We start from the raw sequence: 15,413 nt of genomic DNA on the forward strand, positions 1-15,413 counted from the left end.
GGCGGGACGTAGCGATACGGCTCGCCACGTCCCTTGCCCTTAGAACGAAGTGCTGACGCGGGTGTAGAAGGTGCGCCCCGGCTCGTTATAGGTGTAGGCCCCGGCGGTCACCGCGTTGCCTTCGCGGTAGAGACGCTTGTCGAGCAGATTGTCGATGCCGGCGCCCAGGGTCAGGTGCTCGCTGACCTTGTAGTTCGCCGACAGCCCGACCAGGGCGTAAGGCGATATCTCGCGACGGGCATCGCCGGTGAGCACTTCACCCTGGTAGCCGTACTTGCCCGGTTTCTGCTTGCCATACCAGGTCACGCTGGCGCGCATCGACAGGGGGTCGCTGTATTGCCAGTCGAGGCTGGAGTTGAGGGTGTACTCGGGGATGATCGACAGCGGGTCGCCGGTCTCCTTGTTCTTCGACTGGATCATGTAGGTGATATTGGTATTCCAGCGCAGCGTCTCGGAGAGCGGCAGGTTGAGGTTGCCCTCCAGACCCTCGACCACGGCGCGCGGCACGTTCTCCCACTGGTACACGTCCTGGTCGGCGCCACGGGTGTAGTAGGTGCCCACCGGCGTGCGACCGAATTCGATCTTGTCGTGGTAGTCGTTGCGGAACCAGGTCAGGCTGGCATGCACATCACCCTGCTGGAACTCGATGCCCAACTCCTTGTTGACGCTGGTCTCGGCCGTCAGGTTCTCGTTGCCCATCAGGAAGCAGCCGGTTCCCGAATACGCCCAGCAACCGTTGCCGGCGCTGTACAGGGCATAGCTGGAGTTGAGCTGGTAGAGGTTCGGCGTCTTGTAGGCGCGGGCGATGCCGGCCTTCAGGGTCAGCGTGTCGGTGAGCACCTGCGACAGGTTCAGCGAAGGACTCCAGTTACTACCGGTCCACTCGTTGTGGTCGAAGCGCACACCTGGGGTGAGGATGGTGCCGGGACGCAGCTCGATGTTGTCCTCGACGAAGGCGGAGAGCACGTGCATGGAGATTTCGCCCTGCAGCGCGCCGGAGGGGTTGGCGATGCCCTGTACGGCGGTCAGGTCGGACACGCCGTCTTCGAGCTTCTGATCGCTGAACTCCACCCCCAGGGTGGCGACCTGGTCGAACCCATACTGCAGCGGCAGGCTGACTTCACTGTGGGCGGTCAAGGCGTCGAAGTGGATGGTGCCGAAATTGGTACCGTAGATGTTGCCTTCGGGACCGCCGGCCAGACCTTCCTTGAGTCGCGTGTTACGGGTCGTCTCGTACTGCAGGTAGTTGAGGGTGCTGCCGAAGTCCCAGTCACCGTAATGGGTGATGGCGTACTTCTCGCGGTACATCTTGTTGGTTTCGCGTCCGATCCACGGGTCGCGGTAGCCGGACAGGGCGCCCGAGGCACTGTTGTTCATGCTGTCGCCGGTGTAGATGTTGCCCTGGCGACCATAGCCGGCCTCCAGTTCGAGGCGCTGTTCAGGACTCAGGCGCCAGGATAGTTCGGCGTTGATGTCCTTGTTGCGCACCCCCTCTCGCCCGGAGGTGGAGCGATTGACGGGATCGATGATGTGGCCTTCGTTGATGTCCTGATCATCCGAGCCGGTGCTGGCGATGTTGCCATAGACGCGATAGCTCAGCGTATCGGTCAGCGGGCCGTTGAGACCGAAGGTGGCGCGTCGGGTCCAGCCCTCGTCGTCGTGGGCTGGGAAGTTCTGGTAGAGACTCAGGTTGCCATGCTGCTCGGTGCCCGCCTTCTTGGTGATGATGTTCACCACGCCACCCGCGGCGCCCGAACCGTAGCGCGCGGCTGCCGGGCCACGCAGCACCTCGATGCGCTCGACCTGGTCGGGCGGCACCCAGTTGGTGTCTCCACGGGTATCGCGGTCGCCACGCCAGCCGTAACGCACCGAGTTACGCGAGCTGACCGGCTTGCCGTCGATGAGGATCAGGGTGTTCTCCGGGCCCATGCCGCGGATGTCGATCTGCCGGTTGTTGCCGCGCGCCCCAGAGGCACTGTTGCCGGTCAGATTCACGCCGGGCTGTTTGCGGATGATCTCCGAGAGATCGTTGGCCGGGGGATCGCGGGCGATGTCCTCGGCGCTGATGATGGACACCCCGGGGGCCTGCTTGAGCTCTTCCTGGGCGGTGCCGAGCACATAGCTCTCGCCCAGCTCGAGGGGCTCCCCGCCGCTCGTCTCGCTGGCCTGCCGAGTGTCCTCGGCGTCCTGCGCCCGAGCCAGGCCAGACAGCGTCAGCGCCGCAGCTATCGCCAGTGCCAGGCGACTGAAGCGGGCGACACCCCGCGTGGTATTCACGTCCATCGACTCCTCCCCCGACCGCGCTTCAAGCGAAACGCAGATCTAATGATAATGATTTGCATCAAAATATGGCGGGGCGTAGTCTTGCACAGGGCCTTGGGCAAAAGGTTTGCGGCAAAGAGGTTTTGCTTTGCGCCAGAGGACGTATCGATGTGCAATCCGGCAAACATCATTCACCGCGACCAGCTCGGCGGGCTGGCCGTCAATGAACTGCGCCTGGTCGAGGATCGCAGCAACGACGAACGCCTGTTCCAGGGCAAGCTCGCCTGGTACCGGCTGCGTACCGGATTGACGCTGCACTGCTCGGATTGCGTGGAAATGCATGATTTCACCACCGAGTCGAAGATCGGTCCGCGGTTGAACTTCATGCTCTTCCTCGAAGGCGCCAGCCAAGTGAGCTATGGCGAGCACGCCCTGCGTGTGGGCCGGCCGACGCCGCGGGCACCTTACGAAGGGGTCGCGGTGGCGCTGGCCGAGCCGGAGCGCTTCCGTCGCCATGCGCACAGCGGCGCACACATTCGCAAGCTGGTGATCAGCCTGGACCCCAGCTGGTTCGAGACGGGCGGCTTGAGCGAGCAACAGGACTTCCGCCAGGTCCTCGACTTCCAGCACCAGCACCTGGCGATTCGTCGCTGGGAGCCATCCACCCGCCTGCTGGCGCTGGCCGAGCAGTTGCTGTCACCGCCCGACTACGCCCCCATGCTGCGCAATCTCTATCTGGAGAGCCGTTGTCTGGACATCGCCGGCGAGGCCCTGGCGCGCCTGGTCGACAGCTCGCCGCAGGAGCAGGCGGGGCTGCGCCCCCACGAACATCGGCGCATCGCGCGTCTGCTGGAATTGCTCGACAGCGGCGCGGCGGATGACTGGTCGCTGGAACGTATCGCCCAGGAAATCGGCCTGAACGCCAACAGCCTGCAACGCCAGTTCCGCGAGGCGAAAGGCACCACGGTGTTCGAGTACCAACGGGTGCGGCGTCTGCAGAGGGCGCGCGAGGCGCTCGAACGCGATGGTCTGAGCGTCGCCCAGGCCGCCTGGCTGGCCGGCTACAACAGCCCGCCCAACTTCGCCACCGCCTTCAAGCGGCAATTCGGCATGAGCCCGCGCCAGGCACGGGCGCGCCTCTGAAGTCGCTCAGCGGGCGTCCAGCACCGGACTGCCGAGTTTTTCCAGCAACATCGCCTGGGCATTGCGCGGATTCTGGTTGCCGCTGGGCGTCACCCGCGTGTAGCTGCCGTCGGCCTGCAGCAGCCAGCTCTGGGTGTTGTCGGTGAGGTAGCTTTCCAGCTCCTTCTTCACCCGCGTCACCAGCTTCTTGCCCTCCACCGGGAAGCAGGTCTCCACACGGCGGTCGAGGTTGCGCTCCATCCAGTCGGCGCTGGAGAGGTAGAGCTTCTCGTCGCCGCCGTTGAGGAAGTAGTAGATGCGGCTGTGCTCGAGGAAGCGGCCAATGATCGAGCGCACCTGGATGTTATGCGAGACGCCGGGAATTCCCGGGCGCAGGCAGCACATGCCGCGCACCACCAGGTCGATCCTCACCCCAGCCTGACTGGCCTTGTACAGCGCGCGGATGATCTTCGGATCGGTCAGCGAGTTGACCTTGGCCATGATCTGCGCCGGCTGACCATCCAGCGCGTGCTGGGTCTCGCGGGCGATCATGTCGAGCATGCCCTTCTTGAGGGTGAAGGGTGCATGCAGCAACTTCTTCATGCGCAGCGTCTTGCCCATGCCGATCAACTGGCTGAACAGCTTGGAAACGTCCTCGCAGAGCGCATCGTCGGAGGTCAGCAGGCTGTAGTCGGTGTACAGCCGCGCGTTGCCGGCGTGGTAGTTGCCGGTGCCGAGGTGGGCGTAGCGCACCAGCTCGCCGTTCTCCCGGCGCAGGATCAGCATCATCTTGGCGTGGGTCTTGAAACCGACCACGCCGTAGATCACCACCGCACCGGCCTGCTGCAGGCGGCTCGCCATCTGCAGGTTGGACTCTTCGTCGAAGCGCGCACGCAATTCGATGACCACGGTCACCTCCTTGCCGTTACGCGCCGCCTCGACCAGCGCGTCGACGATTTCCGAGTTGGCGCCGGAACGATACAGGGTCTGCTTCACCGCCAGCACGCTCGGGTCCTTGGCCGCCTGGCGCAGCAGGTCGACCACCGGGGTGAAGGATTCGAAGGGATGCAGCAGCAGCACGTCCTGCTTGCTGACGACGTTGAACAGGTTGTCGCTGTTCTGCAGCATCCGCGGGATCACCGGGGTGAAGGCGCGATGCTGCAGCTCGGGATGGCTGTCCAGGCCGGTGACGCTGAACAGGCGGGTCAGATTGACCGGCCCGTTGACGCGATATAGCTCGTTCTCGGAAAGGCCGAACTGCTTGAGCAGGTACTCCACCAGATGCCGCGGGCAGCTGTCCACGACCTCCAGGCGCACCGCATCGCCGAAGCGCCGCGAGTAGAGTTCGCCGCGCAGCGCGCGCGCCAGGTCCTCCACATCCTCGGCGTCCACCGAAAGGTCGGCGTTGCGGGTCAGACGGAACTGATAGCAGCCCTTGACCTTCATGCCATGGAACAGATCGTCCGCATGCGCGTGGATCATCGAGGAGAGGAACACGAAGTTGTCGCCCGGCCCGGCGATGTCCTCCGGCACGCGGATGACGCGCGGCAGCAGGCGCGGTGCGGGAATGATCGCCAGACCGGAGTCGCGGCCGAAAGCGTCGATGCCTTCCAGCTCGACGATGAAGTTCAGGCTCTTGTTCACCAGCAACGGAAACGGGTGCGTGGGATCGAGGCCGATGGGCGTGATGATCGGTGCAATCTCGTCGCGGAAATAACGCCGCACCCAGGTCTTGAGCTTGGTCGTCCAGAAGCGCCGACGGATGAAGTTGACCTGGTGCTGGGCCAGTTGCGGCAGCAGCACGTCGTTGAGGATCGCGTACTGGCGCGCCACCTGCTCGTGGGCCAGCTCGCTGATGCGCGACAGCGCCTGGTGAGGCTGAAGACCGTCGGGGCCGGCCTGTTCGCGGGCGAAGGTGACCTGCTTCTTCAGCCCCGCGACGCGGATCTCGAAGAATTCGTCGAGGTTGCTGGAGAAAATCAGCAGGAACTTCAAACGTTCGAGCAGCGGGTAGGACTCGTCCAGCGCCTGCTCCAGCACTCGGATGTTGAACTGCAGCTGGGACAGCTCGCGATGGATGTACAGGCTGCTGTCGTCCAGGCTCGGCACCACGATGGCGGGCGCACTGACCGGTTCCACGACCGCGGGCGCTTCCGGCGTCACCGCGGCGTCGATCGGGTCGGTCTGGGTGGTCTGCTCGAGTTCTTGGGTATTCATCCGTCAATCCCGCTGGAGAGGGGCACGCCCCGTTCTACCGTGCAACGCACGGGCCTGCTCATGGGAACGCGCGAACGGCCCGACGCATCACAAATCGGCACCCACGCACCCGGCTCGTTATACGACAATCGCATGACAGTTGCGTGACAGGCATGCCCCATTCTGGCGCGCCAGAGGTGCTGCGTCGACCCTGCCGCTGCCGGACGAACGGCGTTGGTGGTAGTCTGCACGCCTCGTTTCGCGGACCACAGCCCATGCTCGAACAGTTGCTGCAGCACTACGGCTATCCGGCGCTGCTGATCGGCACCTTCTTCGAGGGCGAAGCAGTGCTGGTGCTCGCCGGCTTCCTGGCCTTTCGCGAGTATCTGGACATCCGCCTGGTGATAGCCGTGGCCTTCATCGGCAGCTATGCCGGCGACCAGCTCTGGTATTTCCTCGGGCGCCGCCAGGGCCGTGCGCTGCTGCAGCGGCGGCCGCGCTGGCAGACCAATTGCGAACGTGCCCTCGTCCACCTGCGCCGCCATCCGGACCTCTGGGCCCTGGGCTTTCGCTTCGTCTACGGCCTGCGCACGGTGATGCCGGTGGCGATCGGGCTGTCCGGCTACCCGCCCCGCCGCTTCCTGCTGCTCAATGCCTTGGGCGCGCTGATCTGGGCCAATGCTCTGGGCATCGCCGCCTATCATTTCGGCGCCGCGCTGGAAATCCTGCTCGGCGACCTGCGTCGCTACGAGGGCTATGTACTGCTGGCCCTTCTGGTACTCGCCGGCCTGCTCTGGTGGCGCCGCCGCCGACGTACCCGCCTGGGCTGAACGCCGCGCCACGCTCGTGTTCGAATCAGCAATAGACCCTGGGAGAACTGCGATGAACAAGAAGGTTGCCGTGATCCTGTCCGGCTGCGGCGTCTACGACGGTGCAGAAATCCACGAAAGCGTGCTCACCCTGCTGCGCCTGGACCAGCGCGGCGTCAAGGTCCAGTGCTTCGCCCCGGACATCCCGCAGATGCACGTGCTCGACCACACCAGCGGCGAGGAAATGGCCGAGACGCGCAATGTACTGGTGGAATCCGCACGCATTGCCCGTGGTGCCATCGCGCCGCTGGACCAGGCGAAGGTCGAGGACTTCGACGCGCTGATCGTCCCCGGCGGCTTTGGCGCGGCAAAGAACCTCTGCGACTTCGCCGTGAAGGGCGCACAGATGAGTGTGCAGCCCCAGGTCCTGGCCGTGGCCCAGGCCTTCGCCGCCGCTGGCAAGCCGATCGGGTTGATGTGCATCGCACCGACGATGGCTCCGACGATCTTCGGCAAAGGGGTGCGCTGCACCATCGGGCAGGATGCCGACACCGCTGCGGCGCTCACCACGATGGGCGCCGAGCACGTCGAGTGCGAAGTGCAGGACATCGTCGTCGACGAGGCCCACAAGCTGGTGACGACACCCGCCTACATGCTCGCGCAGTCGATCTCCGAGGCTGCCAGCGGCATCAACAAGCTGGTCGACCAGGTTCTGGACATGGCCTGAGGCTGCCGGTTGGAACGCCCGGCCGGCCGGCGGGGCCTCGCAACGCAGGTCCCCGCCCTACGACCGAAGTTTCCGCCCCGTAGGGTGGGTTGAGCGCAGCGATACCCACCAAGCAGGCCGCGCGATCATCGCGCCAGGACGAACACGCTGGCCTCAGCGCTTGGCAAGCTGGGTCAGCAGCCGATCCAGCGCATTGGCGAAGGCCTGGCGGTCGCGCTCGGAATAGCCGGCCTGGCCGCCACCCACCTGCCCCTGCTCACGCAGGTCGGTGAACAGATTGCGCATGGCCAGGCGCTCGCCCATGTTGCGGGCGTCGAAGGCCTTGCCACGCGGGTCCAACGCATCCACGCCGTTCTTCACCAGGCGATCGGCCAACGGCACGTCGCTGCAGATCACCAGCTCGCCGGGTACGGCGTGCTCCACCAGGTAGTCGTCGGCGGCATCCGGGCCGCTGGGCACCACGATCAGCTTCACGCAGGCGAAGTTCGGCCGCGCCACCGCCTGTCCCGCCACCAGCACCACCTCGAAGCCCCGCTTCAGGGCGAACTTCACCACCTGGTCGCGCGCCAGGCGCGGACAGGCATCGGCATCGATCCATACCCGCATGTCGTTCAGCCCGCCCGGTTCACGGTGGCCAGCAGACTCGCCGCACCAGCGAAGGCGGCAGCGAAGCCACGGTTGAGCAGCCGCTGCTGACGCGGTGTGCGCAGCAGCCGCAACACCCGCGAAGCCAGCCCGGTGTAGCCGGCCATGACGATCAGGTCGACGACGATCATGGTCCCGCCCAGCACCAGATACTGGCTGACCAGTGGACGCGCCGGGTCGATGAACTGTGGCAGCACCGCGAGCATGAAGACGATCGCCTTGGGGTTGCTGGCATTGACCAGGAAACCGCGCAACAGCAGCGACAGGCGCCGCCCGCTGGGCTGCGGCGCATCCTCGGCGGCGATGGCGCCCGGCTGCGCCACCCACTGGCGCCAGGCCAGCCACAGCAGGTAGCCGACACCGAACCACTTGATGAAGGTGAAGGCCATCGCCGAGGCCGCCAGCAGCGCGCCGACGCCCGCGGCAACGATGGCGATCTGCAGCACCAGGCCCAGTTGCAGGCCGAAGGCGACCCAGTAGCCACGGCGGAAACCGTACTGCAGGCCACAGGACATGCTCGCCACCGCACCGGCGCCCGGGGACAGGCTGATCAACCAGCAAGCCACCAGGAACGCGAGCCAGGTATGCAATGCCATGGGAAACTCCTCGTCAGGCCACGCCGCCACGCCAGCGGCGCAACACCTTCTGGAAAAACAGACTGTTGGGGATCTGCACCTGGTGGGTGCTGCCGCCCTCTTCCTGCGCGATCAGCGTGGTGTAGAGCAGGTTGATGGCACTGACCCGACCCCGTGCGACGGGTTGCTCCAGATGATCCAGCAACTCGACCCGGTCGCCCAGGCGAAACGGTCCGACGGTGAAGATCAATACCGCACAAAGCAGGTTGGACAATACGCTCCAGATGGCGAAGAAAGCGATCGCCACCACGGCGACGAAGCCGGACACCGCCGTCCACAGCACCGTGGCCGACACCCCGAGGCGCTCGAGCACCATGATCAGCGCGCTGCCCATGATGAACCAGCGCACCCCACCGCGCAGTGGTAGCAGCAGTTCACCGGGCAGGTCGTAGCGCTCCGCCACGCGGGTCAACGCGCGGGCCAGCAGGCGTTGCAGCACGTAGGCGACCAGCAGGATCAGCAGCACCTGCAGGCCGAGGATCAGCGGCGCGGCCCAGCGCTGCGCCAGGGCAATGTACGCATCCAGATCAGTCATTGCGCCGCCTCCAGTTGCGCCTGCAAGGCTTCGAGGGTCTCCAACGCCTCCAGCCACTGCTCTTCCAGCTCGGCCTCGCGGCCCTTCAGCGAGGCCTGCTCGGCCAGGGCCTGGCGCAATTCGTCCTTGCGCGCCGCCTCGTACATCTGCGGATCACCCAAGCGGGTTTCCAGCACGGCGAGCTTCGCCTGAACCTCGCCCAACTGCTTCTCCAGCTTGTCGGACTCGCGCTTGTGCGGCGCCAGTTGCTGTCGCAGGGCGGCGGCGGCCTGGCGCTGGGCACGCTTGTCGGCGGTCTTCTCGGCCGGTGCTACGGCCTCGCTGCCCGGCACCGGACGGCTGCGGAACTCCAGCAACCAGCGGGCGTAGTCGTCCAGGTCGCCGTCGAAGGTCTGCACGCGACCGTCGGCCACCAGCAGGAACTCATCGGTGGTGCTCTTGAGCAGGTGACGGTCGTGGGACACCACCATCACGGCGCCGGAAAACTCCTGCAGCGCCAGGGTCAGCGCCAGGCGCATCTCCAGGTCCAGATGGTTGGTCGGTTCGTCGAGCAGCAGCAGGTTGGGCTTGCCCCAGGCGATCAGTGCCAGGGCCAGGCGCGCCTTCTCGCCGCCGGAGAAATTCAGCACCGGCTCGTCGCAACGCTCGCCACGGAAGTCGAAGCCGCCGAGGAAGTCGCGCAGGGTCTGCTCGCGCTCACCGGGGGCGATGCGCTGCAGGTGCAGCAGCGGGCTGGCCGCATCGTCGAGGGCGTCCAGCTGGTGCTGGGCGAAGTAGCCGATGACCAGGTTCTCGCCACGCGCCAGGCGCCCGCCGAGTGGCTCGAGCTCCCCGGCGAGGGTCTTGATCAGGGTCGACTTGCCGGCACCGTTGGGGCCCAGCAGGCCAATCCGCGCACCCGGCACCAACTGCAGCTTGACCTTCTCCAGCACCGCACGCTCGCCATAGCCCAGGCGCGCCTCGGAGAGGTCGAGCAGCGGGCTGGAGACCTTGTCCGCTTCGCGGAAGACGAAGTCGAAGGGCGAATCCACGTGGGCCGGTGCCAGGTCTTCCAGGCGCTCCAGCGCCTTGATGCGGCTCTGCGCCTGGCGCGCCTTGGTCGCCTGCGCCTTGAAGCGGCGGATGAAGCTTTCCATGTGCGCGCGCTGCGCCTGTTGCTTCTCGTAGGCCTGCTGCTGCTGCGCCAGGCGCTCGGCGCGGGTGCGCTCGAAGGCCGAGTAGCCGCCGCGGTAGAGGGTCAGCTTCTGCTGCTCCAGGTGCACCACGTGGTCGACCACCGCGTCGAGGAAGTCGCGGTCGTGGGAGATCAGCAGCAGGGTGCCCGGATAGCTCTGCAGGTAGCCTTCCAGCCAGAGGATGGCATCCAGGTCCAGGTGGTTGGTGGGTTCGTCGAGCAGCAGCAGCTCGGCCGGACGCATCAGCGCCTGGGCCAGGTTCAGGCGCATCCGCCAGCCACCGGAGAAGTCACCGACCTGGCGCTCCATCTGCGCCTCGGCGAAGCACAGCCCGGCGAGCAGCTTGCGCGCCCGGGCGTCGGCGGAATAGCCATCCAGCGCGTCCAGCTCGGCGTGCAGGCGTGCCTGGGCGGTGCCGTCATGCTCGGCTTCGGCGTGGGCCAGCTCGCGCTGCACCCGGCGCAACGCCAGGTCGCCATCGAGCACGTAGTCCACCGCGCGGCGGTCGAGGGTATCGACCTCCTGGCGCATGTGCGCGATGCGCCAGTCCGGCGGCATCCGGCAATCGCCGGCGTCCGGGCCCAGTTCGCCGCGCAGCAGCGCGAACAGGCTCGACTTGCCGGCGCCATTGGCACCGATCAGGCCGACCTTCTGGCCGTGGTGGAGGGTCAGTTCGGCGCCATCGAGCAGGCGCTGCGGGCCCCGTTGGAGGGCAAGATTCTGCAGTCGTATCATGGCGGCGGAGTTTATCAGTTCGCCCCGCTCGCCACCTCTGGAAAGACGATGACCACCAGCCTTTGGGATTTCGCCCTGGACTTCTACACCCGCCCCGGCGTGCAGACGGCCTGCCTGCGCCTGCAGGACGCCGGCAGCGACGTGTGCCTGCTGCTCGCTGGTGTCTGGCTGCAGCGCCGCGGCGTGGCCTGCACGCCAGCGCGGCTCGACGCCCTGCAGGCGCTGTCGGCGCCCTGGCAGGCTCAGGTCGTGCAGCCGCTGCGCGAATTGCGCCGCGCCTGGAAAAGCGCAGCCGCCGAGGACGACGCCCTGGGCGAACTACGCCACCAGCTGGCCTCCCTGGAACTGCGCGCCGAACGCGTGCAGCTCGAACGCCTGCAGTCGCTGGCGCAGGATTGGCCGGCGGACGCTACGGACGCCGACGACTGGTTGCGGGCGCTGGATGCACAGGGCGAGGCGGTGCTGATGGGCTGAGCAGATTACGCTGAGGCGTGGCTGCCCCCCTCTCCCCGGCCCGCTCCCGCGAGGGGAGAGGGAGTGTTCGGCGACGGCAGGCACCGCTTTGCTCCCCTCGCCCCTTGCGGGAGAGGGGCCGGGGGAGAGGGGACAACACCGCGCACCAAGCCCGTCGATCAGAGCACCTGCACCGCCCGGCCAATGAACTGGATCGGCCCGGTCGGTCTGCCGACGGTCGAGCCACCACGGGCTTCCAGGGTCAGCTCGAACAACTGGTTGGGCTGCAGTGGCGGCAGCCGTTGCAGGTCCACTTCCAACCGTTCGCCGGGCTCGACCAGCCCCAGTGACACCGGCCCGGACCAGCCGTCGGCCTTGGTCCAGAACTGCAGCGAGCGATCCGCCGGGATGCTCGCCTCGCCCAGCGGGATCAATTGCAGTTGCTGGCGATTACCGGCCTGTACGACCCAGCCGGGCGCGCGGTCGTCCGGTGCCACCAGTACCACCAGGAAGCGCGGCGGCTCCTGTGCCGGGCGCAGCACCAGCATCACGGCGAGCAGCAACGAGGCGGCCAGCCCCAGGCCGGCCATTCCGCGCCAGAGCCCCAGGCGGGCAGGCCTGAGCGCCGGCGTCAGGCTATCCAGGCTGCGCTGGATACGCCACCAGAGCAGTGCCGAAGGTGGCTGTGGTGCGGTGCGCTGCTGCAGTGGCAGCAACTGCTCCTGCCAGTCGCGCACCGCGCGTTGCAACTCCGGGTCCTGCGGCAGGCGCCGTTCGACGTCTTGCCGCTGGGCCTCGTCGAGCGTGCCCAGCACGTACTCACCGGCCAGTTCCTCGAGGTCCCGGTTCATCCCAGACACTCCCGCAGCGCCGTCAGGCTGCGCTTGATCCAAGCCTTCACGGTACCCAGCGGCGTGTCCATGCGGGCGGCTATCTGCGCGTGGCTGTAGCCGTCCAGGTAGGCGTGCAGCAGGCAGGCCCGGCGCTGCGGGTCGAGCCCCTGTAGACAGTGTTCAATACGTTCGCCATCCAGCGGCCGGTCGCTGCTGTCTTCTTCCGCGACTTCTTCCGGCCAGTCCTGCAACTCGCCATGTCGCTCGCGCAGCCCATTGCGCAGGGCGCTCAAGGCCAGGTTGCGAGTCAGCGTGTAGATCCAGCCGCGGGCCGAGCCGCGCGCCGGGTCGAAGCGCGCGGCCTGCTGCCAGAGGCGCATCCAGGCGTCGTGCAGCAGGTCCTCGGCCAGGCCGCGGTCGCGCACCAGGCGCAGCAACATGCCCAGCAGGCGCGGGCTTTCCTGCTCGTAGAGCCGCTGCAGGGCGCTGCGGTCTCCGCTGGCGCAGGCGGATAGCGCCTGCGCGTAATCGAATTCTTCGGGGGGAAGCGGCACGGAGCGGGTTCCTTGTGCGGCGGCTGCGTTCCACAGTCTAGTCGGCCTCAGCCGGGCCGTACCACGCGAAGCGAGGCGAAGCGCGGACGGCCGCACCCCGCTCGCGCTCATCTCAGCTGGCCTTCCAGAACAGGTAGTCGGCCTGATAGTCGACCACCGTCTTCTTGCCGACGCTGGCCGTGTCGCAGCCCATAGCCGGCGCGGCGCCGCCCTTGAGCCCGGTACGCTGGATGTAGGTGATGCCCGTCATCGCGCCCTGCCCCATCGCCGGATTGGCCTTCACCAGTTGGAAGGGGATGTTGCCGGCCCCGGCCGGCGCCGTGGCAACCTGGGTTCCGGTGACCTTGGAGCCGTCGCTGGATTCCCAGGTGGCCGGCGGGCCGTAGTAGCGGCCAAGGGCCTTGCCATCGCGGCTGGAGAGCACCGCATCGGGACCGGCGAAGACCCACTCGACCTGCCCGGGCATGTCTTTCTTCTCACGGCATTCGTAGGTGATCTTGCCCTTGCCGACGGTTTCCAGTGCCAGGGTGTTGCCCTCCGGCACGCGGATCGCTTCAGGTTCTTCGTGGTGGGCGGCCTGGGTCGCCACGGCGGCGGACAGCAGGGACACGGCGAGCAAATAGCGCGATGCGGTCATGATCCATTCTCCTTGGGCCGGTACCCGAGTGGCACCGTCATGACCACTACGCGTGGGCGGAGAAAATGGATGCACCGCGGGGTGCAACAGGATGTTTCAGGGGCCCCGCGGGCAATAAAAAGCCGCTCCGAAGAGCGGCCGGGGGTGGCCCAGGCAGGCCGGTAATCGCATACCGCCTGGAGCCAGCATCGACCCAATACGGCGGCTTGTCCACCGTCGACGGCAGGATCAGTCGATACGCTCGAACTTCAGGTCCCAGACGCCATGGCCCAGGCGCTCGCCGCGCTTCTCGAACTTGGTCACCGGGCGCTCCTCGGGACGCGGCACGTAAGTGCCGTCGGCGGCCTGGTTGCGGTAGCCGGGTGCGACGCTCATCACCTCGAGCATGTGCTCGGCATAAGGCGCCCAGTCGGTGGCCATGTGCAGCACGCCGCCGATCTTCAGCTTGCGCCGCACCAACTCGGCGAAGGCTGGCTGGACGATGCGTCGCTTGTGGTGACGGCTCTTGTGCCAGGGATCGGGGAAGAACAGCAGCACACGATCGAGGCTGGCGTCGGCGACGCAATCGCGCAGCACCTCCAGGGCATCGCAGCTGTACACGCGCAGGTTGGTCAGTTCCTGGGCCAGCGCACCGGAGAGCAAGGCACCGACGCCCGGCTTATGCACCTCGACGCCGATGAAATCCTGCTCGGGCGCCGCAGCGGCCATTTCCAGGGTGGAGTGGCCCATGCCGAAGCCGATCTCGAAGGTGCGCGGCGCGCTGCGCCCGAACACCGCGTCGAAGTCCTGCGGCCCGTCGGCCAGTTCCAGCCCGAAGCGCGGCCAGCCCTGGTCCAGGCCCCGTTGCTGGCCTTCGGTGACGCGTCCGGCACGCATCACGAAGCTCTTGATGGTGCGCATGCGCGGCGCGCCGGTTTCGATGGGGGTTTCGTCGCTCATGGCGATTCCTCTGAGACGCACGAGCCCCGCCGAAGCGGGGCTCGTCGGGGACGCGAAAGGGAGTTAGCGAACCAGGCCTTCCAGGGGCGAAGACGCGCTGGCGTAGAGTTTCTTCGGCATGCGTCCGGCGAGATAGGCCAAACGGCCGGCCTCGATGGCGTGCTTCATCGCCTGGGCCATCAGCACCGGCTGCTGGGCATGGGCGATGGCGCTGTTCATCAGCACCGCCTCGCAGCCCAGTTCCATGGCGATGGTGGCGTCCGAGGCGGTGCCGACACCGGCGTCGACCAGCACCGGCACCTTCGATTCCTCGAGGATGATGCGCAGGTTGTACGGGTTGCAGATGCCCAGCCCGGTGCCGATCAGACCGGCCAGCGGCATCACCGCGATGCAGCCGATTTCGGCGAGCTGACGGGCGATGATCGGATCGTCGCTGGTGTAGACCATCACGTCGAAACCGTCGGCGACCAGCGTCTCGGCGGCCTTGAGGGTCTCGATGACGTTGGGGAAGAGGGTCTTCTGGTCGGCCAGCACTTCCAGCTTCACCAGCTTGTGGCCGTCGAGCAGCTCGCGAGCCAGGCGGCAGGTACGCACGGCCTCGGCGGCGTCGAAGCACCCGGCGGTGTTCGGCAGGATGGTGTAGCGCGACGGCGGAATCACGTCGAGCAGGTTCGGCTCGCCCGGGTTCTGGCCGATGTTGGTGCGGCGCACGGCAACGGTGACGATCTCGGCGCCGGACGCCTCGATGGCCTCGCGGGTCTCGTCCAGGTCCTTGTACTTGCCGGTGCCGATCAGCAGGCGCGAGCTGTAGGTGCGTCCGGCGAGGACGAAGGGTTTGTCTTGCGGAAGGCTACTCATGGCGGAACTCCTGGCGACGACTAGCCGCCACCGATGGCATGGACGACTTCGACCCGGTCGCCCTCGGCAAGGGCGGTGGCCGCGTGCTGGCTGCGCGGGACGATGTCCAGGTTGAGCTCGACGGCCACCCGGCGGCCGCCCAGCTGCAGGCGTTCGAGCAGGTCGGCGACCGACTGGCCGGCGGGCAGCTCGTAGGGTTCGCCGTTCAACTGGATGTGCATGGCAAGAAGGTCGCGTGCGTAAGGGGGACGCATTCTAGCCCGATCCTGGCAGACGACCAAGGTTGCCCGGCGCCGCC

Annotated in this window: 16 protein-coding genes; 4 read left to right on the forward strand and 12 right to left on the reverse strand. The window is 66.9% G+C overall.

Translation table 11 applies throughout. The features are described 5' to 3' along the window. Positions 1 to 39 precede the first annotated feature (39 nt). Positions 40 to 2,283: a TonB-dependent siderophore receptor gene (locus ACYRGX_RS01235; RefSeq protein WP_473054801.1), complete on the reverse strand. Its 2,244-nt coding sequence runs from the start codon at positions 2,281 to 2,283 to the stop codon at positions 40 to 42. A gap of 147 nt (positions 2,284 to 2,430) precedes the next feature. Here ACYRGX_RS01235 and ACYRGX_RS01240 point away from each other — a divergent pair, with 147 nt between their 5' ends. Continuing rightward, a complete protein-coding gene (locus ACYRGX_RS01240) occupies positions 2,431 to 3,405 on the forward strand; it encodes a helix-turn-helix transcriptional regulator (RefSeq protein ID WP_473054802.1) in 975 nt (324 codons plus the stop codon). Between the two features lie 6 nt (positions 3,406 to 3,411). On the opposite strand, the gene ppk1 is transcribed toward ACYRGX_RS01240, so the two are convergent. Further along, positions 3,412 to 5,601: a polyphosphate kinase 1 gene (gene ppk1 / locus ACYRGX_RS01245; protein ID WP_473054803.1), complete on the reverse strand. Its 2,190-nt coding sequence runs from the start codon at positions 5,599 to 5,601 to the stop codon at positions 3,412 to 3,414. Positions 5,602 to 5,855: 254 nt separating this feature from the next. Between ppk1 and ACYRGX_RS01250 the strand changes: the two genes are divergently transcribed. Together ACYRGX_RS01250 and elbB are read left to right on the forward strand one after the other, a co-directional pair. After that, positions 5,856 to 6,410, forward strand: coding sequence for a DedA family protein (locus ACYRGX_RS01250; protein ID WP_473054804.1), 555 nt, complete (start codon positions 5,856 to 5,858; stop codon positions 6,408 to 6,410). 52 nt (positions 6,411 to 6,462) lie between these two features. Then, positions 6,463 to 7,116: an isoprenoid biosynthesis glyoxalase ElbB gene (gene elbB, locus ACYRGX_RS01255; RefSeq protein ID WP_473054805.1), complete on the forward strand. Its 654-nt coding sequence runs from the start codon at positions 6,463 to 6,465 to the stop codon at positions 7,114 to 7,116. A gap of 153 nt (positions 7,117 to 7,269) precedes the next feature. On the opposite strand, the gene ACYRGX_RS01260 is transcribed toward elbB, so the two are convergent. Genes ACYRGX_RS01260 through ACYRGX_RS01275 form a run of 4 tightly spaced genes read right to left on the reverse strand, consistent with a single transcriptional unit; the run spans position 7,270 to position 10,841 of the window. Further along, positions 7,270 to 7,722: a YaiI/YqxD family protein gene (locus ACYRGX_RS01260; protein ID WP_473054806.1), complete on the reverse strand. Its 453-nt coding sequence runs from the start codon at positions 7,720 to 7,722 to the stop codon at positions 7,270 to 7,272. 5 nt (positions 7,723 to 7,727) lie between these two features. Beyond that, complete coding sequence (locus ACYRGX_RS01265; protein ID WP_473054807.1) at positions 7,728 to 8,357, reverse strand: LysE family transporter; 630 nt, start codon at positions 8,355 to 8,357, stop codon at positions 7,728 to 7,730. A 13-nt stretch (positions 8,358 to 8,370) separates the two neighbouring features. Then, positions 8,371 to 8,931, reverse strand: coding sequence for a mechanosensitive ion channel domain-containing protein (locus tag ACYRGX_RS01270; protein WP_473054808.1), 561 nt, complete (start codon positions 8,929 to 8,931; stop codon positions 8,371 to 8,373). Continuing rightward, a complete protein-coding gene (locus ACYRGX_RS01275) occupies positions 8,928 to 10,841 on the reverse strand; it encodes an ATP-binding cassette domain-containing protein (protein WP_473054809.1) in 1,914 nt (637 codons plus the stop codon). Before ACYRGX_RS01275 ends, ACYRGX_RS01270 begins: the two co-directional genes overlap by 4 nt. 48 nt (positions 10,842 to 10,889) lie before the next feature. Between ACYRGX_RS01275 and ACYRGX_RS01280 the strand changes: the two genes are divergently transcribed. Beyond that, on the forward strand, positions 10,890 to 11,315 hold the full coding sequence (locus ACYRGX_RS01280; protein ID WP_473054810.1) for a TIGR02444 family protein: 426 nt from the start codon (positions 10,890 to 10,892) through the stop codon (positions 11,313 to 11,315). A gap of 158 nt (positions 11,316 to 11,473) precedes the next feature. Here ACYRGX_RS01280 and ACYRGX_RS01285 read toward each other — a convergent pair whose 3' ends face one another. From ACYRGX_RS01285 to thiS, 6 genes are all read right to left on the reverse strand, one after another. Beyond that, complete coding sequence (locus tag ACYRGX_RS01285; protein ID WP_473054811.1) at positions 11,474 to 12,145, reverse strand: anti-sigma factor; 672 nt, start codon at positions 12,143 to 12,145, stop codon at positions 11,474 to 11,476. Further along, positions 12,142 to 12,681, reverse strand: a complete 540-nt coding sequence (locus tag ACYRGX_RS01290) for a sigma-70 family RNA polymerase sigma factor (protein ID WP_473054812.1) — start codon at positions 12,679 to 12,681, stop codon at positions 12,142 to 12,144. The genes ACYRGX_RS01285 and ACYRGX_RS01290 overlap by 4 nt, the downstream gene beginning before the upstream one ends. Before the next feature lie 112 nt (positions 12,682 to 12,793). Next, positions 12,794 to 13,318 carry a DUF3455 domain-containing protein gene (locus tag ACYRGX_RS01295; protein WP_473054813.1) on the reverse strand — a complete coding sequence of 175 codons (525 nt, stop codon included), beginning with the start codon at positions 13,316 to 13,318 and terminating at the stop codon, positions 12,794 to 12,796. 228 nt (positions 13,319 to 13,546) lie between these two features. Further along, entirely contained in the window at positions 13,547 to 14,218 is a 672-nt protein-coding gene (gene trmB / locus ACYRGX_RS01300) for a tRNA (guanosine(46)-N7)-methyltransferase TrmB (protein ID WP_473056610.1), read from the reverse strand. Between the two features lie 102 nt (positions 14,219 to 14,320). Continuing rightward, positions 14,321 to 15,115, reverse strand: coding sequence for a thiazole synthase (locus ACYRGX_RS01305; RefSeq protein WP_473054814.1), 795 nt, complete (start codon positions 15,113 to 15,115; stop codon positions 14,321 to 14,323). Between the two features lie 20 nt (positions 15,116 to 15,135). Next, positions 15,136 to 15,336, reverse strand: coding sequence for a sulfur carrier protein ThiS (gene thiS, locus ACYRGX_RS01310; protein ID WP_473056611.1), 201 nt, complete (start codon positions 15,334 to 15,336; stop codon positions 15,136 to 15,138). Positions 15,337 to 15,413 lie beyond the last annotated feature (77 nt).

It is taken from the genome of Pseudomonas sp. R4-15, assembly GCF_055768815.1.